Source organism: Aequorivita vitellina (assembly GCF_022008365.1).
In the GTDB taxonomy this organism is placed as follows: Bacteria; Bacteroidota; Bacteroidia; order Flavobacteriales; family Flavobacteriaceae; genus Aequorivita; species Aequorivita vitellina.
The window spans coordinates 1-23,826 of record NZ_JAIRBA010000040.1; the positions used below are offsets into that span (position 1 = coordinate 1).

Below are 23,826 nucleotides of genomic sequence, written 5' to 3' on the forward strand. Positions count from 1 at the left end.
CTTCTCACCCGGTTGGCCGTTCCCCTAGCTTTTAGAAACAAAAAAAGCCTCTCCAATTAAGGAAAGGCTTTGTTTTTGGGTGGAAGACCGGGTTCGAACCGGCGACCCTCGGTACCACAAACCGATGCTCTAACCAGCTGAGCTACAACCACCATTTATTGTGCTTTAATAAAACACAACTGCGCTAAGCGGATGCAAATATAAATCAAATCTTACGGTTGCGCAATACTCTTTTGAAGAATATTAAATTAAATCGAAAATTGAATCTACCGCTGGGTAACGTTCGGTTGTAAAACCTTCGGCATATTCAGTGCCTATAAGCCTTCCCAAGTCTTGGGCGCGATACGTTATACTATCTCTAAAATTGGTTGAAGTAATTGGCGTCTCCGGCTCATTTGCATCTTTTTGATGAAATTGACTTTTATACGCAAAAACCGTCTCTAATTTTTTATCTAAAAACCCGGTAACATCAACCACAAAATCGGGTTCAATATTTTTCCATTGAATGTAATGATATACGTGTTTTGGCCGCCAAGCTTTTTGATGGTTGCTTTCATAAATTGTTTCAATTTTTTGCAATCCACTTAAAAAGCAAGCATCGCTGGCAAGTTTACTTCCTTTTCCGTGGTCAATGTGTCTATCATCAATAGCATTGCAAAGCACAACATCGGGCTGATACTTTCTAATTATTTTTATAATTTCGAGTTGTGATGCAGCATTGTTCACCAAAAATCCATCTGAAAATTCGAGATTATGTCTAAACTTCGCTCCTAAAATTTTCGCGGCAGCTTCAGCTTCTTTATCGCGAATTTCAGCAGTTCCACGCGTGCCGAGTTCTCCGCGTGTGAGGTCTAAAATTCCAACTGTTTTTCCTTTACTAATTTCTTTTGCCAAAGTAGCCGCACAGCCCAATTCTACATCGTCGGGGTGCGCGCCAATAGCCAGTATATCAATCTTCATAACATATGTCCTCGTTGCGACGAGGGTATCTTTTAAATTAAACTAAATTTTTATTTGAAACTGCTTCAAATGCGCCTTCCAAATCAGCAATTAAATCTTCTGTTTCCTCTATTCCAACTGAAAAACGCAGAAGCCCGTCACTTATCCCTTGTTCTTTACGCGCTTCCGGCGACAACAAGCCGTGCGATGTTTTTGCGGGCGAAAGGATAGTAGATTCCACTCCTGCCAAGCTCATAGACGGTTTAATCAATTTTAAAGCTTTTAGAAATTTGCCCACATTCAATGCTTCATTAATTTCGAAAGAAAGCATTCCGGTATAGCCACTCATTTGCTTTTTTGCAAGTGGGTAATCGGCGTGATTTTTCAAACCTGGGTAATAAACATTTTCAACCAAGGCGTGATTTTCCAGCCATTTTGCCATTTTCTTGGCATTTTTATTTTGAGCTTTTACACGCAGCACCATTGTTTTCATACTGCGTTCCAAAAGCCAAACGGTATAATCACTAAGACTTCCACCTAAATTTTTAGCGAGATTCCAGATTTTTTTAATGTGTTCTTCGCTTGCCGCAACTGTGCCTGCACAAATATCGCTGTGGCCGCCCATATATTTCGTGGCACTGTGAATCATAATATCTATCCCAAAATCTGCTGGTGTCTGATTTACCGGCGAAGCAAACGTATTGTCTATCATGGTAACCAGGTCGTGTTGTTTCGCCAATTTTGAAATCATTTCTAAGTCTGTAATTCGCATCAACGGATTTGAAGGCGTTTCAACAAAAAGCACTTTTGTGTTATCTCGAATTTTTTCAGAAAAATCCGCTTCCGAAAAACCTTCGGCAAAAGAATATTCTATCCCGAATTTATGAAACTCTTCAACTACAAAATTATACGTGCCTCCGTACAAAGTTTGCGGCAAAACAACGTGGTCGCCTTTGTGTAAAAAAGCTAGCATTGCGGTGCTTACAGCGGCCATTCCACTTCCAAAGATAAGCGCAGCTTCACTTTTTTCGAGCATCGCTATTTTTTTGCACAGCGCCTCTTGATTTGGCGTGTTAAAATATCGCGGATACCGCTTCACTTCTACATCTTCATAAGCGTAGCTGCTCGACATAAATAAAGGGGAAATAGCTCCTTTAAACTGTTGGTCCTCTACCTCACCAATGTGGGTGCAGATGGTGTTCGGACCGGGGATTTTTGAATTCATTTTAGATAAATTTTCGATGTGCTTAAAGGTATAAATTAGTTTAAAATTAGAGCATCAATAATATTCTTAATGAAATTATTTATTTTTAGTGATTTAAAAGCCAAAAAATGGTGACAATTTGGTCTGAAACCGCTACGAAAAATTACAGACAAAATCTTCGGTATTTACTCGAAGAATGGGGCTACAGCGTAATGAAACAATTTATAATTAAAGTCGAGAAAACGATTGAAAAAATAAAAATATATCCAAACATAGGAGCTTATGATGAAAAAATAGGCTGTTACAAAATACTAATCGTAAAGCAGATTTATCTTTTTTACGATGTGAATAATAAAAATTTACACGTGCTAGATGTATGGAACAATTATAAAAAACCATTTTGGAACTAAAGAAACTCGTTTCTTATGTCATCCATCAATATTTTGTGTTCGGTAGATTTACCATTTTTAATTTCTTCACGCGAACGAGCAATAGTTTCTTTAATTTCTTTCAAATAAGCTTCCTTCGAAAATAATATTTCCGTAAGTTTCTTTACCTCCGCCACCGTAAAACTGTTATCCTTCAATTTACGATAATAAGTGGGTTTCGGCATTTGAAGTTTATCAATAATGTACGCCGCTTTGTAGGGCGAATTTTTAATTAGCACGGGAAGCTGTTTTAAGTAATTAGAATACTCTGAAACTAATTGTATCATTTATTAAGACTTTATTTTTCAAAAATAGTGATAAAAGTATCAAAATACAATATATTTATATTTCAATAAATTCAACTTTCAAGAATTTTAAACATACTCCAAATCCCTGCCAACAACAAACTGCTACTGCAAACTTTTAATTATCTTTATCAAAAATTTTGTTTAAATCTATTTCATGAAACTACTGCTCACCCACATAAAAGAATTACTTCAAGTGCGCGAAAATGCTCCTATTAAATTGAGTGGCGCACAAATGAAAGAGCTACCAACCCTCAAAAACGCTTGGTTATTTATTAACCACGGAATAATTGAAGACTACGGAACAATGGACAAAATGGGGCCACACGAAGGTTTTAAAACAATCGATTGTTCGGGCAAAACAGTGCTTCCCGCTTGGTGCGATAGCCATAGCCATATAGTTTACGCGGGCAATCGCGAACAGGAATTTGTAGACCGAATTAAAGGCAAGAGTTATCAGGAAATTGCCGAAAATGGTGGCGGTATTGTCAACAGTGCAAAAAAACTGCAAAACACTTCGGAAGAAGATTTGTACCACCAATCTGCCGCACGACTTGAAGAAGTTATGCGACTTGGCACGGGTGCCTTAGAAATAAAAAGCGGCTACGGACTTACAACCGAGGCCGAAATGAAAATGCTTCGCGTAGCTAAAAAACTGGCTGAAGAATACCCAATTACAATCAAAACTACATTTTTAGGTGCACACGCTATTCCCACGGAATATAAAGGTAATAAAGACGGTTATTTAGATTTGCTCTGTAACAAAATGCTCCCAAAAGTAGCTGAAGAAAAACTCGCCGAATACGTAGATATATTCTGTGAAGAAGGTTATTTTTCGGTTGCAGATATGGAACGGATATTAACGGAAGGGAAAAAATACAACCTAATTCCGAAGGTACACGTAAATCAATTTAACAGCATTGGCGGCATTGCTTCGGCAGTAAAACACAATGCGCTGAGCGTAGATCATTTGGAGGTTATGACCGACCAAGATATTGAAGATTTAAAAAATTGCGATACTATGCCGGTAGCACTTCCCTCCTGCTCTTACTTTTTGAGTATTCCGTACGCACCCGGACGAAAAATGATTGATGCCGGCCTGCCTTTGGCACTTGCAACAGACTATAATCCGGGCTCCACACCCAGTGGAAATATGAATTTTGTAGTTGCCACGGCTTGTATAAAAATGCGCTTAACACCCGAAGAAGCTATAAACGCTGCGACCTTAAACGGCGCTTACGCAATGGGTTTGAGCAAAACCCACGGGAGTATTACAAAAGGAAAAGCAGCAAACCTCATCATTACTAAACCCGTGCCTTCGTATGGATATTTGCCGTATGCTTTTGGCAGTAATTTAATTGATTCTGTAATAATTAATGGCAAAGAAGTAAAATGAGTCTTTTGAAAATTTATTGCGAAAATGACATTGTTCCATTTTTAAAAAAACGAGGCGGCGAAATCAAATTTGGCGAAAAAGTAACCTTTGTTGAAAAGCTTGAAGACTTAAAAACTCATTCGGCAAAATACGTGCTTTTAGGAATTCCAGAAGACATTGGCGTACGTGCCAATTTCGGAAATCCAGGTACTTCAAAAGCCTGGGAAGCAACCTTAGGAAGCCTTTTAAATATTCAGCACAACTCTTTTACAAATGCTGAAAATATAATTCTATTGGGTGAAATAGACTGCAAAACTCAGATGAAGCAAGCTGAAAATATTTCAAAAGAAGAAACTCATTATGCCGAAGAACTAGGCGAACTCGTGACACAAATTGACCACAAAGTTTCCGAAGTTGTAAAAATAATTATTGAAGCGGGAAAATTTCCAGTTATTATCGGTGGCGGGCACAACAACAGTTTTGGAAACATAAAAGGCACTTCGAAAGGTTTAGGCAAAGCAATTAATTGTATCAACTTTGATGCGCATACAGATTTTAGATCTTTGGAACATCGCCACAGTGGCAACGGGTTTTCGTATGCTTTTGAAGGTGAATTTTTAGACAAATACTTCATCTTTGGCCTTCACAGAAACTATACTTCGGAAGCGGTTTTCAATTCAATGGAAAAAAACTCTCACCGGATAAAATTCAATCTATTTGAAGATATTTCAATTAAAAACAAATTGTCGTTTTCCGAAGCATTACGAGAAGCCGAAAATTTTTGCTGTCATAAAAACTTCGGAATTGAACTAGATATGGACGCTATTGAAATGATGGGCAGTAGCGCCATTACCCCCAGCGGATTTACACTTTCCGAAGCGAGAAAATTTGTTTCCTATTTTTCAAAAAACAACAACGCTAGTTATCTTCATATTTGTGAAGGCGCGCCTGCTTCGGGGCTTTTTCCAAATCAAATTGGCAAAGCAATTGGGTATTTGGTGAGTGATGGTTTGGCAGAATAAATCATAAAATACAGTAGTATTTCTAAAAAACGAGGTCTAAAATTTCTTTATTGAATTGAATCCCAAAAAATAATTACGATATTTACTATCTGTGAATTATCCAATTCATTTTCAATACCTAAAACCTTACTGATGAAAAAAATCTACTCCTTAAATTTACTTTCACTATTTCTATTGTTTTCGACGCTTTTTACTGCTAGTTGCAATACAAATTCAAAAAAAGAATCTGCCGAAAAAGTAGAAACCGGAAAGATGGAATATCCCGCAGAGTGGATGTACAATCAACGTGCTTACCCAAACAATTACATTAATAAAGATGCTTACAGAGAAGCAGTTCTTCAATCTAAACAAATTCTTGCAAACATATCGCCCGAAGCGGCTGGAGAATGGACGTTTGTTGGTCCGTTAAACACCGGTGGACGCGTAACCGATGTAGCGATTTCGCCCGATAACGACGACCATCTTTACGTGGCAACTGCAACCGGAGGGATTTTTAGAAGTTACGACCGCGGTGCAAACTGGACACCTATTTTTGATGAAGAGTCCAGACTATCCATAGGCAATATTGCTATTGCTCCTTCAAATGCACAAATTATTTACGCAGGAACTGGGGAAGCAAATGGTAGCGCAACAGATGGTGCTTATTTTGGCGATGGAGTTTACAAAAGTGAGGATGCCGGCGACACTTGGACCAATGTTGGTTTGCCGCACAGCAATCACATTGGCCGTTTGGTGGTGGATCCAACAAATCCCGATCGTGTTTTTGCAGCAGCCACAGGCGAATTATACGGTAAAAACGACGAACGCGGAATTTATAGAACTACAAATGGCGGCAGCAATTGGGAGCGCGTACTTTTTGTTACAGATTCAACCGCAGCCATTGACGTTGCAATGAATGTGGCAAACACCAATATTATTTATGCCGCAATGTGGGAGCGCACCCGCAAACCTTGGGAACGCGATTATGGCGGGGTAACTTCTACAATTCACCGTTCTATGGATGGTGGAAACACTTGGACAGAATTAGGCGCCGCAAATGGATTGCCCGCGCCAAGTACACAAACAGGACGAATTGGGATTGCCGTTTCAGAATCTGATCCTTCCACGGTTTACGCGCGTTTCACAACAAATGAAATTACAAATGTTTTCAACGGTCTGTATAAATCTACCGATAATGGCGATAACTGGACGCTGGTAACTCCGTCAAATGCGTTGAGTAATATTGACGCGAATTTTGGATGGTACTTTGGAAATCTTCGCGTACACCCAACCAATTCAGCTGAAGTTTATATTATAGGTTTTGATATTGCAAAATCTACCAACAGTGGCGCTTCGTGGCAAACATTACCGGGCATGCATGTAGATCATCACGCGCTGGATTTTTCGAAAACGAACAGTAATTTTATGCTCTCCGGAAACGATGGCGGTGCTTATATTTCGAATAATGGCGGAAGCAGTTGGACAAAGTTTTTAAACCTGCCCATTACGCAATTTTACAATATTGAGGTTGACAAAACCCAACCCGAAAGACTTTATGGCGGCACGCAAGATAATAACACAATTAGAACCATTACTGGCGGCGCCAACGATTGGAACGCCATTTGGGGAGGCGACGGATTCCACGTAAATGTTGATTATGTAGATAATAATTTTATTTATGTAGAATCGCAATACGGCAATTTGGGTCGCAGCACCAATGGCGGAAATAGTTTTAGCAATGCTACCAACGGAATTAGCGGCGGCGATAGAAATAACTGGAATACGCCTGTAATTATTTCACCGTTCGATCACGAAATTTTGTATTACGGCACCAATAGATTGTACACCTCAAACAAGGCTGTTTCGTGGTCGGCAATTAGCCCAGATTTAACCGATGGGATTCACCCGAGCGGTTCTTTGGCCTTTGGAACACTTACTGCAATTGCGTCATCGTATAACAATCTCGATGTAATTTATACGGGAAGCGACGACGGAAACCTTAACGTAACTTTCGATGGCGGAACAACGTGGGCAAACGTTAGCGCTGGTTTGCCCGATCAATACATAACATCCATTGCGATGGTTCCCGATAACGACTTAACGGCTTACGTTGCAGTTTCTGGGTTTAAATATTTGGATTATACCCCGCACGTTTTTAAAACCACGGACGGCGGACAAAATTGGACAGATATTTCATCAAACCTGCCAAATATTCCTGTGAATGATATTATAGTATATCCAGCGCAAAATATTCTTTTCGTGGCAACAGATCTAAACGTTTGGTATTCCAAAGACGATGGTGGAAGTTGGACAATTTTAGGAAATAACCTACCTATGACAGTGGTTATGGACTTAAAATTTCACGAACCCACAAAAACATTATTTGCCGGAACTTTTGGAAGAGCGATGCACAGCTACGACGTAAGTGATATTTTAGGAATTGAAGAAAATAGTTTAAGCAAAAATGCAATCAAAATATTTCCAAATCCCGCTACTTCGGAATTTACAATTTCACAAAATCTTACTTCCGAAGGAAATGTTCAGCTTTTTGATGTTACGGGGAAAAGGATAAAAGAATTGTTTAAAGGAAATTTTAGCGCGAATAAAAACATCACCATTAAAACGGATGGAATTGCAGCTGGAATTTATCTCGTGAAAGTGAATAGTGGGAAGCAATCTGTTACGAAAAAACTCATTATTAAAAAGTAGATTTTCAGTCATAAAAAAACCGATTCAAAAGTGAATCGGTTTTTTTATGCTTAAAGTTGTTTTACTGCTTCTCACAGACAACTCCCCAAATAGTGATTGCTTTTTTCGAAGTATTTATTTTTACATGTTCTTCATCAATTACCTTAAAATCTGAAGCGCTTGCGTACTGCGGATCAAATATGGCTGCCAGTGAAAACTTGGGATTTTTAAAGTTTAATGTTTTCCAGCTACCATCTGAAGTGTAGGTTCCTTTTTCAGAAATTTTTACAGGTTTTTCATCAGTTCCCGGTTGTGGAATGCTTTTGAAATTAAATCTGAAAGTGTCATTTTCATAAAGCTGAATTGAAATTGAAGCAACCCCATTTCCCAAACTTTTATACGAAAGAACTTCACTTTTTCCAATAACAACTTCTTTAGATTCGTTTGAAGATTTCATCGTAGTTTTCTTACTTCCGCACGAAGAAACGCCAATTACCAAAGCGATCAATATTATATTTTTCCACATAAATTATCGTATTAATTTTTTGTATTTAATTCGTTTCGGCATCAAATCCCCTCCCAAACGTTTCTTTTTGTTTTCTTCGTATTCACTGAAACCGCCTTCAAAATAATACACTTCACTATTTCCTTCAAAAGAGAGGATGTGCGTACAAATTCTATCTAAAAACCAACGGTCGTGGCTAATAACCACGGCACAACCTGCAAAGTTTTCCAAACCTTCTTCCAAGGCTCGCAGCGTGTTTACGTCCAAATCGTTTGTAGGCTCATCCAGCAAAAGCACGTTGCCTTCTTCTTTTAAAGTCATCGCAAGGTGAAGTCTGTTTCGCTCCCCACCTGAAAGCATCGAAACCTTTTTGTTTTGCTCGCTACCGCTGAAATTAAAACGACTCAAATACGCGCGAGAATTTACTTGTCTGCCGCCCATCATAATTAATTCTTGGCTATCGCTGAAGTTTTCCCAAATAGTTTTATCTGGATCTATATTTGAATGCGCTTGATCTACGTAGGCAATTTTCGCAGTTTCACCTACTTCAAACGTGCCTTTGTCCGGCGCTTCTTCGCCCATAATCATTTTAAAAATAGTGGTTTTACCTGCGCCGTTCGGACCAATAATTCCCACGATTCCCGCTTGTGGAAGTTTGAAGTTTAAATCTTCATAAAGCAATTTATCTCCAAATGCTTTTGAAACACCTTTGGCTTCAATAACATTTGTACCCAAACGCGGACCATTAGGAATGTATATTTCCAACTTTTCGTCCAATTTCTTTTGGTCTTGATTTAGCAGTTTATCGTAATTCTGCAAACGCGCCTTTTGTTTTGTTTGACGCCCCTTCGCGCCTTGACGCACCCACTCCAACTCGCGTTCCAACGTTTTTTGACGTTTTCCAGCTTGCTTTTGCTCCTGAGCCAAACGCTTCGATTTTTGATCTAACCAAGACGAATAATTTCCTTTCCACGGAATACCTTCTCCTCTGTCTAATTCTAAAATCCAGCCGGCAACATTGTCGAGAAAATATCTATCGTGCGTTACAGCAATTACGGTTCCTTTGTATGCAGCCAAATGATGCTCTAACCAGTGAACGCTTTCGGCATCTAAATGGTTTGTTGGCTCATCGAGCAAAAGCACATCGGGTTCTTTTAAAAGCAATCGGCAAAGCGCAACACGTCTTCGCTCACCACCAGAAAGCACACTAATAAGTTTATCGGAATCTGGCGTGCGTAACGCATCCATCGCAATTTCTAGCTTGGTGTCCAATTCCCAAGCGTTGGTAGCGTCAATTTTATCTTGAAGTTTTGCCTGCTTATCCATCAGTTCGTCCATCTTTGCCGGATTTTCATAAACTTCTGGCAAACCGAACATATCGTTTATTTTGTTGTATTCGTCAAGAACATCAACAACCTCTTGCACGCCTTCTTTTACTACTTCTAAAACAGTTTTGGTTTCGTCCAATTTAGGTTCCTGTTCTAGATAACCTACAGTATATCCGGGGGCAAAAACCACATCGCCTTGGTAGTTTTTTTCTTCGCCTGCAATTATTCGAAGTAACGTAGATTTACCACTTCCGTTTAGACCGAGGATACCAATTTTGGCACCGTAGAAGAAGCTTAAATATATATTTTTTAATACTGGTGTCTGGGCACTTTGATAGGTTTTGGTCAACCCAGACATTGAGAAAATTACTTTTTTATCGTCAGCCATTTGTTTGTTGTTTGTCGTTTTTAGTTTGTTGTTGAGGTTAGTCTCGCTTAAATTTTTGTCCTTTTATATCTGAATTCTTCAAATAATACATAAAAGCACCGATTTTATTCTTTTCTAATTCACATAAATCAATCAATTTATTAAATTGTTCCTCCGATATTAATTTTTTATCGAAAGCTCTATAAGTTTGCGATTTAAGCTCAGAAGTTGATCCTTTCGAAAAACTTAGAAAATTAATAAACTCTTTATTCCCATCTCTATCAAATCCTTCAGCTATATTATCCATTATCGAACCGGAACTACCTTCCATCTGATTTCTAAGTCTATAATTATTTCCAATTCCAGTTGTTTGAAATAGCCCTTCAACAAATGCACAGATTATTCTTGCATTTTTCCAAACTTCTAAATCTTCAAACCTTTCTATTCTTGCCATAATTAGTGGTTTTTTCAAACTATAAATACCAAACCGTAAACGACAAACTCACTAATGAAGATTCAATAATCTTAAAACCACCAGCATCTGTCCCGAGTGATATGCTGTATGTTCCGTCACTAAAATTACTTCACGTAAAAGTGTTTGTTCGCCTTTGCCATTTTTTACTGGTTGTGTTAATTTATTTTCTTCGTTCAACACAAAATTTTTCAATCGTTCACGATCCGTGATGTATTCGGCTTTTAGGGTTTTCCACTCTTCGGTGCTTCTGCAAGTTTTTTCTTTTGGCCAATAAAAATCGGGCCACTTTGGTTCGGTATAATCGTCTGAACAGGTAAATTTCACTATATCTTTTTGCGTGAAAACAATATGATAAAACAATTCATAAAACGAATATGGCAGGTTGGCTGGACGGGTATTTATGTCTTCGAAAGAAATTTTCTCCAACATATCTACCACCGGCATAAAAGCTTCGCCTCCTTCGAGATGTTTTGCAAGCCTTTCGCGTATTTTTATTTCTTCAGACATAATCTTGTATATTGGAAACTCGGAATTTGTATAATGGAAGTTTAGTGCTACATCTTTAAGCCGTTTAATTTTTATAAAGCCGCAAATTGATGCCTACTTTACTAAAAACGGACAATCTATCAAAAACTAAACCCTACCTTTTAAAGCGTTAAAAACCCAAGCAATGGCAAAGAAACCAATGCCTACAGAAGCAAAGCCCCATCCTGCAACATCGTCATAACGAAAGGCACCGAGCGCAATTAATACACACCCTACAACAATCATTATAAATGTGGCCCAAGCCAATACTGTATTTTTATTCATTCCCATAGTTTATTTCTGTTTGGTTGATTTTTTTTAGCTCGCAAATTTACGAGCAAAAACAAATATCGGCAATATATCGTAGAATTTCGTTAACAAAATGTCATAGTTTAAAAAGAGAACCAAGATACAAGACCGCTTCGCTACAAGAACTAGGACAGATTCGACTTCAAGCAAATAAAAGTGAACAATATAATCTTGACTATTAATCCTTTCAGCAAAGATTTCTACAGCCTTGTTTCCCTTTAGTGTAACAACAATAAAGTTTATATTATTTTGCTGTCTTTCTCAAAGTGAGTTCGTGGCATTTTGTATTTTAGCCAAAATATATTTTTCCAATGGATATAAACTTCAACAAAAACGAAGATCACAATAAACTTTTAGTTTCAGAATTAAAAAATAGACTAGCAAAAGTTAAACTTGGCGGTGGCCAAAAACGAATAGATAAACAACACGCACAAGGCAAACTAACTGCACGCGAACGTATTGCATATCTGCTCGATCCTAAAAAACCAAGTATAGAAATTGGCGCTTTTGCAGGCGACGGCATGTACGAGGAACACGGCGGTGCACCCGGTGGTGGCGTGGTTGTAAAAATTGGTTATGTGAAGGGGAAGCAATGCATCGTCGTGGCAAATGACGCCACGGTAAAAGCAGGTGCTTGGTTTCCTATTACAGCAAAAAAGAATCTTCGGGCTCAGGAAATTTCTATTGAAAATCGACTGCCAATTATTTATTTAGTTGATAGCGCTGGGGTTTATCTTCCCATGCAAGATGAAATTTTTCCCGATAAGGAACACTTCGGAAGAATTTTTAGAAACAACGCCGTTATGAGCAGTATGGGGATCACCCAAATTGCAGCAGTTATGGGCAGTTGCGTTGCTGGTGGCGCGTATCTTCCTATTATGAGCGATGAGGCTTTAATAGTTGACAAAACCGGAAGTATTTTTCTGGCGGGAAGTTATTTGGTAAAAGCTGCAATTGGCGAAACAATTGATAACGAAACCCTAGGCGGCGCAACAACCCATTGCGAAGTTAGCGGAGTAACAGATTACAAAGCTAAAGACGATGAAGACGCACTCGATAAAATAAAGAACATTTTTTCCAAAATTGGCGATTATGAGAAAGCAGGATTTAATCGCGAAAAAGCTGTAAAGCCAAAAGAAAAACAGGAAGATATCTACGGAATTCTTCCTAAATCGCGCGCAGAACAATACGATATGCGCGATATAATAAAGCGATTGGTGGACGATAGCGAATTTGTGGAATACAAAGAAGGCTACGGACAAACAATATTAACAGGTTACGCGCGTATTGACGGTTGGGCTGTGGGAATTGTGGCCAACCAACGTAAATTGGTGAAAACTACCAAAGCAAAAACCAAACCGAGCGAAATGCAGTTTGGCGGTGTAATTTATAGCGACAGTGCCGATAAGGCCACGCGTTTTATAGCAAATTGCAATCAAAAGAAAATTCCTTTGGTATTTTTACAGGATGTTACTGGTTTTATGGTTGGTAGCAAAAGCGAACACGGCGGCATTATAAAAGATGGTGCCAAAATGGTGAATGCAGTTAGCAATAGTGTGATGCCAAAATTTACAATTGTAATTGGCAATAGTTATGGCGCCGGAAACTACGCAATGTGCGGAAAAGCGTATGACCCCCGATTAATCGTAGCTTGGCCAAGTGCCGAACTTGCAGTTATGAGTGGGAACAGTGCGGCTAAAGTTTTACTTCAGATTGAAACGGCTTCTCTTAAAAAGAAAGGCGAAACAATCACCCCCGAAGTTGAAAAAGAATTATACGATAAAATTAAGGCGCGCTACGACAAGCAAATTTCGCCGTATTACGCAGCATCGAGAATTTGGACCGACGCGGTAATTGACCCTTTAGATACCCGTAAATGGATTTCTATGGGGATTGAAGCTGCAAACCACGCGCCTATTGAAAAGCCTTTTAATTTGGGGGTTATTCAGGTTTAAATCCAGATTAATAAATAGCAATATATTGGATAATAGCAATCTGACAACAATGAAGATTTTATTCGTTATACCTTGTTATAATGAAGAATTCAGGTTAAAAACGGAAGCATTTTTACAATTCGATAAAGACAACTTAAATGTACATTTTCTATTTGTAAATGACGGAAGCACGGATAATACAGCAAATGTGATTGAAAATTTGTGCAATACAATGCAGCATGCTTCTTTCCTTTCACATGAAAAAAATATTGGCAAAGCTGAAGCTATTAGAAGTGGTATACTCACAGTCAAAGACAATCCAGAAAATTACGAGTTTATTGGCTATTTAGATGCAGATCTTTCCGTTCCATTGGAAGAAATAACTGCGTTTTTAAACATCCTACAAAAAAACAAAAATATCAAATTTTTAATGGGCGCCAGACTTGCGCGTTTGGGAGCCAACATTAAGCGGAAAAAAAGAAGACATTATTTAGGCAGAATTTTCGCAACCTTTGTAAGTTCTTTGCTAAACGAGCCTGTTTATGACACGCAGTGTGGCATTAAATTAATTCATAAATCTGTAGTTTTTGAGCTTTTTAAAGAGGAATTTGTCAGCAAATGGCTGTTTGATGTGGAGCTGCTTTTTAGATGGAAAGCGTACTTCCCCAACAACGTGAATATGATTTACGAACATCCATTATCTACTTGGACCGATATTCCTGGTTCAAAATTAAAAATTGGGAATTTTTTATACGCGCCAATTGAATTATTTATAATTTGGAATAAGTATCGCAAACACTCCTCAGAGCCCATTCAAGTTGTATAAACCTCAATAAAATTATGCAAAACAACCCGTCATCGATTACGCCAAAAGCATTTTTAAAAACGTTTTCCATAATCCATGTAGCGCTAGTAATAGGCGTTTCGCTCTTCGGAATAGTCGCTTATACATTGACTGAAAACCAAAAATTTTCAATAGATTATTCGGGAGATGCAATGTTCTTTGTGGTTCCTTTAATTGCCATTGCAGGAATAGTAGTAGCGAATTTTCTTTACAGGAATACCATAAAAGGATTGGCTTCAAAAGATACTTTAATGGGAAAACTGATTGGCATTCAAACAGCATCCATAATAAAATATGCACTTTTGGAAGGTGCCGCACTTTTTGGAATTGTAGCATTTATGAACGAAGGAAATCAGTACTTTTTAGGCATTTCAATATTTCTAATCGGCTGGCTTATAATGCAACGACCCACCCGAGACAAAATTGAAAGAGATTTGATGTTGAGCGGTCGCTTAAAAAGTGAATTTCAGCAGGAAGACAAACCAATGAATTAAGGTTAAAATTAAAGCATTTTTAAAACCTCAGCCCGTTTTATTTTCCCTGTTTCTGTATAAATAAATTGCGGCGTATTGTAAATTTTTTTAGGTTTTTCGTAAGCTGAAAGTTTTGCGAAAGCATCTAAATAATCTTCAAGCTTTAAAGTATTATTTCCTTCAACAACAAGAATTACCCGCTCTCCCAACGCCTCGTCTGTTTCTGAAGCGATAAAAAAGGGTGTGTTTATGTGAAGTGAAAGTTTTTCTTCAATCATTTCTGGGTGAACTTTTACGCCGCCTGTATTTATTACATTATCAATCCTTCCCAAAAATTTAAATGAAGTTGAAGAAATTAATTCCACCACGTCATTGGTTACAACCAATTCTTCTGAAATTTCCGAAGCGTTAATTTGCAAACAACCATTTTCATTTTGTGAAAAATCAACCTTCGGAAGCGCGGTAAATAGAGTAGATTTTTCTGTTCCATTTATAGGTCGCGCCGCAATATGACTAATAGTTTCGGTCATTCCGTAAGTTGCAAAAATTTTCGTTGGAAGGGCCTGTAGTTGCTCTTCCAATTTCCACGGAACTGCGCCGCCGCCGATGATAAGTTTCTTCACTTTGTGCAAATCTGCCAACGAATGAAAAACTTGATACGGAACCATGGCTGTAAAATCGAAATCGCCATTTTGATTTTCCAATGGGTTTTTTCCGGGTGTAGCCGTGTGCAAATCCCAGCCAGCAATCATTGCCCGAACCAACATCATTTTACCCGCAATATAATCCGCAGGAAGGCAGAGCAGCGCTTTGGTTTCTTCTTTTATATCAAAATAATTTACAGTTGCTTCGGCACTGTTAAAGACGTGTTTTTTTTGAAGTTTAATTTCTTTGGGAATACCAGTAGAACCCGAGGTTTTTACAATTATGAAATCGCGTTCGTCAAGCCATTCCAAAATAAATTTACCGATAGCGCTTTCGTCATTTTTTCCCGCTTCAAATAAACGTTTTGCACGTTTTGCCAGTGCTTCCGCAGAAGAAAATGCTTCGCCGTTAAATTTGAATTTGGGATGTAACAAGGTTTTCACTAATCAATATAAGTTGAATTCTGAGTGTTTTCTTCAGTTAAAACAATGGGTTCTTCCACTTTTCCGAAGAGTTTTCCGCTCCAATCCTTCCATTTATAACGATACGCCATAATTAGAAGAAAAATTGGATATAAAATAAGAACCGGCGCGAGAACATCAAACCCTGCTGAAGGTTCTGAAATATCTTTTAAAACAGAATTGCTTTTAAAAACAGTCCAATCTGCGGTAACCAAAAGCACCGCAATCAAATTGTTTCCTGCGTGAAATCCGAGTGCTAGCTCCATTCCCTCGTCCATTAAAGTTATTATTCCGAGGAAAAAACCGGTGCCTATGTAATAAATCATTATAACGTTGCCTAGTTTTTCAACTTCAGGATTCGCCAAATGAAGCACTCCAAAAATCACGGAAGTAATAATTAACGGGAGCCATTTGTTTTTTGATAAAACACCAATTCCCTGCATTAAATAACCACGGAAAAGATATTCCTCAAAGCTTGTTTGCAACGGAATCATTATCACCGCAATTACAGCTAATATTAAGAATGGCACCAAATCAAATTGAACCACATAATCCTCTGGATTGCTGTAATAATCAATACCTGTAAGCACCAAGGTTGTAACAGCTATAAGTGAAAAACCGAAGAAAACACGGCCCCAATCGGTCTTTTTCCGGGAAGTTGTAAGCTGCACAAATGGCTGCTTGTGAAGGTATTTCACCACCAAATAAACTCCCAGCAAACCAATTGCAAAGCTGAGCAGCATTAAAAACAACGTTAGGTTTGAGTCTAAAACAGTCATTAGAACGTTCTGGTCTTCTAAAGCAAAAATATTTCCGCCTTCTGATAACGTTTTTAAAAGCACCGCAATTATTAGGGGAATAGTTCCTATCTGGCTGGCAACAAAAATAATGATGAATCCTACTAGATAACGCCACCATTCGTGAAGCGATTTAAAAGCTTGTTGTATATACATTTTGAGTTTCTGAGTTAATGCGTTATTGAGTTACAGAGTGAGGTATTAAACATGAAATTTCCAAGTAATAGACGGATTATAGTGCAAAGCTCCGTTTGAAACTTCCAACGGACTATCAATATTATTAGTGTAAAGGCTGCCCGTGCCCAAACCTTGCGGCAATTTACTATTTTTTGTAAAGGTGTATTGCGAAATTGCGTTTAAACCAATATTACTTTCCAAAGCCGAAGTAATCCACCAGCCTGCTTTGTGTTTTTCAGCGTGTTTTATCCAAGTATCGCTTCCGCGGAAACCGCCAATTAACGATGGTTTTAAAATTATAAACTGTGGTTTTACAGTATCGAGCAATTTGTTTTTTTCTACTTCGGTAAACACGCCGATGAGTTCTTCGTCCAATGCAATGGCAAGCGGCGTTTCTTCGCAGAGTCGCGCCATTTCTTGCCAATGTAGTGGTTTAATGGGTTGTTCAATGGAATGCAACTGTAAATCTGAAAGCACTTTAAGTTTTTCCAAAGCTTCTTTTGGTGAAAAAGCGCCGTTGGCATCTACGCGTAATTCTACTTCGGAAGCAGAAAATTCTTTTCGAATGGATTTTAAAAGTTCCACTTCAGTTTTAAAATCAATGGCACCAATTTTCATTTTAATACAAGTGAAACCTTGTTTCAGTTTTTCTGAAATTTGTTCTTTCATAAAACTTTTATCGCCCATCCAAACCAAACCGTTTATTGCGATTGCAGTTTCTCCACGCGAAAATTCCGAAGGAAATAATTCAAAAGGATTTTCGGCATTCAAAGATTTAAAAGCGGTTTCTACTCCGAATTGTATTGAAGGAAAGCTTTCTAAGGCTTGGTAAAGTTTTTCTTCTTTTAAAGAAATATTATCACAAACCCATTGTAGTTTTTCTTCGTAATCTGGGCGATCGTCTAGGCTTAAACCTTTTAATAATCCGCATTCACCCACGCCAAAACCTGTGTCGTTTTTCAAAACCAAAAAATACGTCTTTTTGGTTTTCATCACCCCACGCGAGGTGCCGCTGGGACGTTTAAAATTTAGGATGTGTTTTTGGAATGAAGCTTTCATTTTTTTCTCACAAAGGCGCAAAGGCGTAAAGGCGTATAATTGATAATTGTATGTCTGCGATTAATCGCACGCTTACTTGGCGACTTTGCGTGCTATTTTTTTATAATTCGATACTCTCTCCTATTTCAAGAAGCATCAAATCTTTATTGGCATCGTAAAACTTGCGTTTTGCTTCATCGTGGTCTATTTCTATAAAACCAAAAGTGTCGTAATGCACGCCTAAAACTTTATCGCATTGTACAAAGTCGCTGGCAATGATGGCGTCGTCAATTCCCATCGTGAAATTGTCGCCAATAGGAAGAATTGCAAGATCCAATTTAGTATGCATCGGGATTAATTTCATATCCATCGTTAGCGCAGTATCGCCAGCAATGTAGATGTTTTTGTGTTCCCCTTCAATTACAAAACCCCCGGGCTGTCCACCATAACTACCATCGGGAAAACTACTAGTATGATGTGCAATTACATATTTTACTTTTCCAAATTCAAACTTCCAGCTTCCGCCGTGGTTCATTGGATGTACTTCAATGCCTTTGGCCTCGTAGTGGTTTGTAATTTCAAAATTGCTCACAATTATAGCTCCTGTTCTCCTTGCAATTGCGGCAGCATCTAAGATGTGATCTTGATGGGCGTGGGTTAAAAATATGTAGTCTGCCTTTAGTGCATTTACATCAATTTTATCCTTTGCCAAATCATTTCCGGTAATAAAGGGGTCTACTATAATGTGCTTTCCTTTTATTTCAAGACCGAGACAGTTTTGTCCGTAGTATGTAATTTTCATTTTTCTAGTTTTTTTTAATATATAAATATACTAAACAAGATTGCAAACAAAAAAGTGCTTAACGCAACCTTTTTTAATTCGGCATCGAGCAGCATGGGTGCTTTATTTTTAAAAACCGTTTTTATGTTGAAAAGAAAAGGAATAAACGCTGCAATATATACAAATTGCAGTGGCCCGATGTAATTTAACACAGTGTAAATAATTGCGCAAAACATTCCGAAGAATAACAAAAAGGCGTGATACCGCTTTGCTTTTTCGCTTCCCATTTTTACAACCAAAGTATTTTTTCCAGCCGCCGCATCGTTTTCAATGTCGCGCATATTGTTCAAGTTTAGAACTGCTGTACTAAAACTTCCAACCGCAATAGCCGGCAGCAGCAAATGCCAATTGATGTTGTGGGTGAATAAATAGTAGCTTCCCAAAACACTCAACAATCCAAAAAACAGAAATACAAAAACATCGCCCAAACCAGAGTAGCCGTAGGCTCTTTTACCAACCGTATATTTTACCGCGGCAATAATGGAAACAATGGTGAGGTTAAAAAACACAAAAGAAATAATAAAGTTTTTATTTCCGAAGGCCATGAAAATTAGAAGCGTCGCTAAAAAGAAGGTGACGACCCCAGTGATAATCATCCCAATTTTCATCTGTTTAGGCGTAATTAAGCCCGAAGCAACCATTCGTTGTTCTCCGTGTCTTATAGTGTCGGTTCCGCGAATACCATCGCCGTAATCATTGGCAAAATTTGATAAAACTTGAAAACCGACGGTAACCAATATTGCAAGCCAGAACATAGGTGATTCTAAAATAGTTGTTCCTGCTAAGCAAACTAGTCCGCTATACTCCAAATCCATCTGAGCTTGTAAGAGATTGGTTTTTTCAATAATCCCTGCGCTCGCGCCAACAATAATTCCCGAAACGGAAAGTGGCAGCGTTCGCAATCTCGCGGCAGCAAACCAAGCTTTTATTTTTTTCATTCACTGTTATTTTGGTTTGCAAAAATACATTATAAAAAAGGCTATGCCAATTTTTAAAAATAATGGTTCGCTATAAAATTAAATGTATTGAATCGTTATATTCGCTTATCCAGTTTCTCTAAAACATCAATAAATGAATAACGCAACTACCCATAATATAGGATTACTTTTACTTCGCGTAGGCTTCGGCTGCATGATGCTAACCCACGGAGTACCAAAACTATTAAAAATGCTTTCGGGCGACTTTTCTTTTGGAGATCCTATTGGCATTGGTTCTACGCCAACTTTAATTTTAGCGGTTCTCTGTGAAGTGTTTTTTCCAATTTTAGTAATCATAGGGTTTAAAACCAGATTGGCAGCCATTCCGGTAATTATTACTATGGCATCTGCAGCTTTAATTGTACACGCCGCCGATCCATTGGGAACGAAGGAAAAGGCGATTCTCTATTTTGTTGCTTTTACAGTAATAGCGCTTTTAGGTGCGGGGAAATATTCTGTGGATAGGAAATAAAATTTCATTAAGCAGTGACAACTTAAACTAACTGTGAAGTTTTAATTAAAATATTTTTACCAATAATTCCTTCAGTAAATCGCCCTGCGGAAGATTGGTTGCGCCCACACCTTTGCCTTTCATATCTATCTCGCGGATTGCGCCAATAATTGCGCTTACCTTTTTCATGGGATAATTACGCGCCGCAGTTTGGTAATCTTTTATAAAATATGGATGCACTCCTAAAACTTTTGCTGCGTCACCTTTATTAGAAAGCGCGTGGTATTTCAGCAGTTTTGTAAAAAACCCGTACAGCAACGACACTGTAACTACCAACGGATTGTTCTTTGGATTTTGAGAAAAATATTGAATAATGGCAAAAGCTTTTTTAACATCCTTTTCGCCAATAGCATTTTGAAGTTCAAAGTTATTGAAATCCTTACTTATACCTATGTTTTCTTCAATAAGTTGGGGGGTAATCTGCTCTCCGGGTTTTAAAATGAGTTGCAATTTTTCAAGCTCATTGTTTACTTTACTTAAATCGTTTCCTAGGAATTCCACCAGCATTTGTGCAGCTTTGGGAGTAATGGTATAACCTTTTCCAGCCAAAACGCGCTTAATCCAGTCTGGCACCTTATTGTCGTACAGCTTTTTACTTTCAAAAAGAACGCCTGTTTTAGCTACCGATTTAGCTAACTTTTTCCTTTTATCAAGAGTTTTATATTTATAACAAAGCACCAAAATAGTAGTAGGCTGAGGGTTTTCGGCATAACTAGATAAGTTTTCAATGGTGCGCGAAAGATCCTGCGCTTCCTTTACAATTACCACTTGTTTTTCTGCCATCATTGGGTAGCGTTTGGCGTTGCTCACAATATCGTCAATTGAAACATCGCGGCCATAAAGCACCATTTGGTTGAATCCCTTTTCTTCTTCAGACAAAACATTTTCTTCAATATACTTAGAAATACCGTCAATATAATACGGCTCCTCGCCCATCAAAAAATAAATGGGCTTTGTTTTTCCGTTTTTAATTTCGGTGATAATGGATTTTACTTTGTCGAGTGGCATTGGTAATATGGTGTCTGTTCGAGCGCAGTCGAGAATTAAAATTAAACCTCTCGACTGCGCTCGAGGGGACATTGAACTTGAATTTTTAAGAAGAAATACATTCTAAATTTGTTTCTTTGTTTTATGCAAAAACTGAACTTTCCAGAATATTCCTTTCGCTTCAAAAGTAGCGAAAATAAAGCGTTGGTTTTTGATGAAATTCGAAAAAAATTCATGGTGCTCACCCCCGAGGAATGGGTTAGGTTGCACGTTGTTCAATTTCTATTAAATGAAAAAAACTATCCCAAAAGCCTCATAAATGTTGAAAAACAGCTGAAACTCAACAACACTACAAAAAGGTACGATGTAGTAGTTTTCAATAACGACGGCAGCATTTTTTTAATTGTGGAATGCAAAGCGCCATCAATTGCTATCACGCAGCAAACGTTTGATCAAATTGCGCGATACAATCTTGCTTTAAAGGCTGAATATTTAATGGTTACCAACGGTTTGGATCATTACTTTTGCCAAATGGATTTTGAAAACGAACGCTATGTTTTTCTGAAAGACATTCCCAATTACAAATGAATGCTAATAAAACACTTCAAAAATCTATCTTTGCAAAATGAAAGTAGCGGTAGTTATACTTAATTGGAATGGAAAGGAGTTACTTGAAAAGTTTCTGCCTTCAATAGTGAAATTTTCTACCGAAGCTACTGTTTATGTTGCAGATAACGCCTCTACCGACGATTCAATTTCATTTGTTTCTGAAACATTTCCCACGGTAAAAATAATTCAGAACAAAGTAAATGGCGGTTATGCCAAAGGTTATAACGATGCGCTAAAAATCCTTTCCGAAGACATTTTCGTTTTACTAAACAGCGATGTGGAAGTAACCGAAAATTGGCTGCATCCCGTAATTTCAGAATTTGAAAACGATAAGTCGGTTGTTGCAGCTCAGCCAAAAATTCTCGATTATAAAAACAAAGAATATTTTGAATATGCCGGCGCGGCGGGCGGATTTTTAGATAAATACGCCTATCCTTTTTGCCGAGGACGGATTTTTAATACTTTAGAAAAAGACTCTGGACAGTACAACGATGTTTCTAAAATATTTTGGGCCTCTGGGGCTTGTCTTTTTGTAAAGGCAGATGCTTTTTGGCAAGCTGGCGGACTTGACGAAGATTATTTCGCGCACCAAGAAGAAATTGATCTCTGTTGGCGCTTGCAAACCAAAGGTGGCAAAATACTGTATGTGGGTACTTCAAAAGTGTATCACGTGGGCGGCGCAACATTGGCTGCTTTAAATCCGCAGAAGACATTTTATAATTTTAGAAATTCACTTTTAAATCTACTTAAAAACGTAGGGGGAGTTAAAGTTTTTATCACAATTTTTGTGCGAATGGTTTTGGATGCACTTGCCGCATTTCAGTTTTTGATTCAAGGGAAGCCAAAACACTTCTTCGCGGTTGTAAAAGCACACTTCAGTTTATATTTATTGGTTCCAAAATTTCTTCAAAAGAGGAAAATATATGCTTCACATACCGAATATTTCACAACGGAATCTATTGGTTTTCAGTATTTTATACGGAAAAAGAAAATTTTTAACAAATTATAACCTAAAGTATTGTTAATCGTTATTAGACTAGTATGTAATTTAATAATTTTGGTTCGATAATATTGAAACAACAATCTAAAATAACACTTAACGAATTATGAAAAAACTATTGATTTTAGCTGTATGTTCAAGTCTCGCATTTACTTCTTGCGTTTCGAGTAAGAAATATGCTGAACTTGAAGCAGAACATCAAAAAACACAAGATTTGCTAAACACGGCAACGGTTAAACTTAACGACTGTCTTACTGAAAGAGCGGCTGCTACAACCCGCGCAAAACAATTAGAAGAGCGTTTGGCCGATATGAGAAAAACGAATGAAGATCTAATTCAGAGTTCAAAAGATCTTACAATGTTAACGTCAAAAGGAGCCACCAATCTAGAAAAATCGTTGGAAAGCCTTAAAGAGAAAGACTTGAAAATTTCGCGTTTGCAAGATGCTCTTAATAAAAAAGATAGTGTAACTCTTGCGTTGGTAACAAGCCTTAAAAGAGAAGTTGGTATAAACGACCCAGATATTGAGATTAATGTTGAAAAAGGTGTGGTTTATATTTCACTTTCAGACAAGGTTTTATTTAAAACAGGTAGTTACCAAATTTCTTCTAGAGCGAATGAAATTTTAGGAAAAGTTGCTAAGGTAATCAACGGCAAGCCTAATTTTGAAGCGATGGTTGAAGGACATACTGATAACGTACCTTACCGTAGCGGAGTGCTTTTAGACAACTGGGACTTAAGTGTAAAACGTGCAACTGCTATTGTTAGAGCTTTACAAGATCTTGGTATTGCACCAGAGCGATTGGTTGCTGCAGGACGTGGCGAATACGATCCGCTAGTGCCAAATACAACTGCTGAAAACAGAGCAAAAAACAGACGTACGCGTATCTTGGTTCTTCCAAAAATTGATCAATTCTACGATATGATAGAAAAGGAAATGAAAAACCTTGAAGCCGGCGGATAAAAGTTGCTAAAAGTTTAAAAACCCAAGAGGCTGTCTAAAAAGGGCAGCCTTTTTTCATGGTCAATCAGCATAAATTTCGTATCTTCATGCCATGAAAGCAAGCCCTGTATGGAAGACCA

At 38.0% G+C, this 23,826-nt stretch carries 25 protein-coding genes and 1 tRNA gene; 11 read left to right on the plus strand and 15 right to left on the minus strand.

The features are described from left to right. Positions 1-77: 77 nt before the first annotated feature. From K8089_RS14835 to K8089_RS14845, 3 genes are all read right to left on the minus strand, one after another. Positions 78-153, minus strand: a tRNA-His gene (locus K8089_RS14835). 90 nt (positions 154-243) lie between these two features. After that, positions 244-960 carry a bacillithiol biosynthesis deacetylase BshB1 gene (gene bshB1, locus K8089_RS14840; protein ID WP_237604082.1) on the minus strand — a complete coding sequence of 239 codons (717 nt, stop codon included), beginning with the start codon at positions 958-960 and terminating at the stop codon, positions 244-246. Positions 961-997: 37 nt separating this feature from the next. Further along, the gene (locus K8089_RS14845) at positions 998-2,164 is read right to left on the minus strand and encodes a trans-sulfuration enzyme family protein (RefSeq protein ID WP_237604083.1); all 1,167 of its coding nucleotides are present in this window, start codon (positions 2,162-2,164) and stop codon (positions 998-1,000) included. 107 nt (positions 2,165-2,271) lie between these two features. Between K8089_RS14845 and K8089_RS14850 the strand changes: the two genes are divergently transcribed. After that, positions 2,272-2,553, plus strand: a complete 282-nt coding sequence (locus tag K8089_RS14850) for a type II toxin-antitoxin system RelE/ParE family toxin (protein WP_237604084.1) — start codon at positions 2,272-2,274, stop codon at positions 2,551-2,553. Here the strand turns inward: K8089_RS14850 and K8089_RS14855 are convergent. Beyond that, positions 2,550-2,858, minus strand: coding sequence for a hypothetical protein (locus K8089_RS14855; protein WP_237604085.1), 309 nt, complete (start codon positions 2,856-2,858; stop codon positions 2,550-2,552). The two genes, K8089_RS14850 and K8089_RS14855, sit on opposite strands and share 4 nt — an antisense overlap. A gap of 175 nt (positions 2,859-3,033) precedes the next feature. Between K8089_RS14855 and hutI the strand changes: the two genes are divergently transcribed. The 3 genes from hutI to K8089_RS14870 all read left to right on the plus strand — a co-directional run bounded on the left by hutI (position 3,034) and on the right by K8089_RS14870 (position 7,961). Further along, positions 3,034-4,272, plus strand: a complete 1,239-nt coding sequence (gene hutI / locus K8089_RS14860) for an imidazolonepropionase (RefSeq protein WP_237604086.1) — start codon at positions 3,034-3,036, stop codon at positions 4,270-4,272. After that, positions 4,269-5,273: a formimidoylglutamase gene (locus tag K8089_RS14865; protein WP_237604087.1), complete on the plus strand. Its 1,005-nt coding sequence runs from the start codon at positions 4,269-4,271 to the stop codon at positions 5,271-5,273. The genes hutI and K8089_RS14865 overlap by 4 nt, the downstream gene beginning before the upstream one ends. Before the next feature lie 132 nt (positions 5,274-5,405). Continuing rightward, positions 5,406-7,961 (plus strand): T9SS type A sorting domain-containing protein, encoded by a 2,556-nt coding sequence (locus K8089_RS14870; RefSeq protein WP_237604088.1) that lies wholly within the window; start codon positions 5,406-5,408, stop codon positions 7,959-7,961. A gap of 61 nt (positions 7,962-8,022) precedes the next feature. On the opposite strand, the gene K8089_RS14875 is transcribed toward K8089_RS14870, so the two are convergent. From K8089_RS14875 to K8089_RS14895, 5 genes are all read right to left on the minus strand, one after another. Continuing rightward, positions 8,023-8,466, minus strand: coding sequence for a hypothetical protein (locus tag K8089_RS14875; RefSeq protein ID WP_237604089.1), 444 nt, complete (start codon positions 8,464-8,466; stop codon positions 8,023-8,025). Positions 8,467-8,469: 3 nt separating this feature from the next. Next, positions 8,470-10,161 (minus strand): energy-dependent translational throttle protein EttA, encoded by a 1,692-nt coding sequence (ettA, locus tag K8089_RS14880; protein WP_237604090.1) that lies wholly within the window; start codon positions 10,159-10,161, stop codon positions 8,470-8,472. Positions 10,162-10,198: 37 nt separating this feature from the next. Next, positions 10,199-10,594, minus strand: a complete 396-nt coding sequence (locus K8089_RS14885) for a four helix bundle protein (RefSeq protein WP_237604091.1) — start codon at positions 10,592-10,594, stop codon at positions 10,199-10,201. 51 nt (positions 10,595-10,645) lie between these two features. Next, positions 10,646-11,122, minus strand: coding sequence for a DinB family protein (locus tag K8089_RS14890; protein ID WP_237604092.1), 477 nt, complete (start codon positions 11,120-11,122; stop codon positions 10,646-10,648). Positions 11,123-11,248: 126 nt separating this feature from the next. Then, entirely contained in the window at positions 11,249-11,431 is a 183-nt protein-coding gene (locus K8089_RS14895) for a CAL67264 family membrane protein (protein ID WP_237604093.1), read from the minus strand. A gap of 329 nt (positions 11,432-11,760) precedes the next feature. Between K8089_RS14895 and K8089_RS14900 the strand changes: the two genes are divergently transcribed. Genes K8089_RS14900 through K8089_RS14910 form a run of 3 tightly spaced genes read left to right on the plus strand, consistent with a single transcriptional unit; the run spans position 11,761 to position 14,721 of the window. Further along, positions 11,761-13,404 (plus strand): acyl-CoA carboxylase subunit beta, encoded by a 1,644-nt coding sequence (locus K8089_RS14900; protein WP_237604094.1) that lies wholly within the window; start codon positions 11,761-11,763, stop codon positions 13,402-13,404. Positions 13,405-13,453: 49 nt separating this feature from the next. Then, positions 13,454-14,209: a glycosyltransferase gene (locus K8089_RS14905; protein WP_237604095.1), complete on the plus strand. Its 756-nt coding sequence runs from the start codon at positions 13,454-13,456 to the stop codon at positions 14,207-14,209. A gap of 14 nt (positions 14,210-14,223) precedes the next feature. Beyond that, positions 14,224-14,721, plus strand: coding sequence for a hypothetical protein (locus K8089_RS14910; RefSeq protein ID WP_237604096.1), 498 nt, complete (start codon positions 14,224-14,226; stop codon positions 14,719-14,721). A gap of 8 nt (positions 14,722-14,729) precedes the next feature. Here the strand turns inward: K8089_RS14910 and K8089_RS14915 are convergent, their stop codons facing one another. The 5 genes from K8089_RS14915 to menA all read right to left on the minus strand — a co-directional run bounded on the left by K8089_RS14915 (position 14,730) and on the right by menA (position 19,597). Further along, positions 14,730-15,788, minus strand: coding sequence for an AMP-binding protein (locus K8089_RS14915; protein ID WP_237604097.1), 1,059 nt, complete (start codon positions 15,786-15,788; stop codon positions 14,730-14,732). Continuing rightward, positions 15,788-16,759, minus strand: coding sequence for a CPBP family intramembrane glutamic endopeptidase (locus K8089_RS14920; RefSeq protein ID WP_237604098.1), 972 nt, complete (start codon positions 16,757-16,759; stop codon positions 15,788-15,790). The genes K8089_RS14915 and K8089_RS14920 overlap by 1 nt, the downstream gene beginning before the upstream one ends. Positions 16,760-16,804: 45 nt before the next feature. Continuing rightward, the gene (locus tag K8089_RS14925; protein WP_237604099.1) at positions 16,805-17,839 is read right to left on the minus strand and encodes an o-succinylbenzoate synthase; all 1,035 of its coding nucleotides are present in this window, start codon (positions 17,837-17,839) and stop codon (positions 16,805-16,807) included. A gap of 100 nt (positions 17,840-17,939) precedes the next feature. Beyond that, complete coding sequence (locus K8089_RS14930; protein ID WP_237604100.1) at positions 17,940-18,620, minus strand: metal-dependent hydrolase; 681 nt, start codon at positions 18,618-18,620, stop codon at positions 17,940-17,942. 14 nt (positions 18,621-18,634) lie between these two features. Next, entirely contained in the window at positions 18,635-19,597 is a 963-nt protein-coding gene (gene menA, locus K8089_RS14935; protein ID WP_237604101.1) for a 1,4-dihydroxy-2-naphthoate octaprenyltransferase, read from the minus strand. A 133-nt stretch (positions 19,598-19,730) separates the two neighbouring features. On the opposite strand from menA, the gene K8089_RS14940 reads away from it, so the two are divergent. Further along, the gene (locus K8089_RS14940; RefSeq protein WP_237604102.1) at positions 19,731-20,108 is read left to right on the plus strand and encodes a DoxX family protein; all 378 of its coding nucleotides are present in this window, start codon (positions 19,731-19,733) and stop codon (positions 20,106-20,108) included. A 45-nt stretch (positions 20,109-20,153) separates the two neighbouring features. Here K8089_RS14940 and holA read toward each other — a convergent pair whose 3' ends face one another. After that, a complete protein-coding gene (gene holA / locus K8089_RS14945; protein WP_237604106.1) occupies positions 20,154-21,155 on the minus strand; it encodes a DNA polymerase III subunit delta in 1,002 nt (333 codons plus the stop codon). Positions 21,156-21,278: 123 nt separating this feature from the next. On the opposite strand from holA, the gene K8089_RS14950 reads away from it, so the two are divergent. From K8089_RS14950 to K8089_RS14960, 3 genes are all read left to right on the plus strand, one after another. Further along, positions 21,279-21,722, plus strand: coding sequence for a type I restriction enzyme HsdR N-terminal domain-containing protein (locus K8089_RS14950; protein WP_237604103.1), 444 nt, complete (start codon positions 21,279-21,281; stop codon positions 21,720-21,722). 37 nt (positions 21,723-21,759) lie between these two features. After that, positions 21,760-22,752, plus strand: coding sequence for a glycosyltransferase family 2 protein (locus K8089_RS14955; RefSeq protein ID WP_237604104.1), 993 nt, complete (start codon positions 21,760-21,762; stop codon positions 22,750-22,752). A gap of 97 nt (positions 22,753-22,849) precedes the next feature. Further along, on the plus strand, positions 22,850-23,707 hold the full coding sequence (locus K8089_RS14960; protein WP_237604105.1) for an OmpA/MotB family protein: 858 nt from the start codon (positions 22,850-22,852) through the stop codon (positions 23,705-23,707). Positions 23,708-23,826 lie beyond the last annotated feature (119 nt).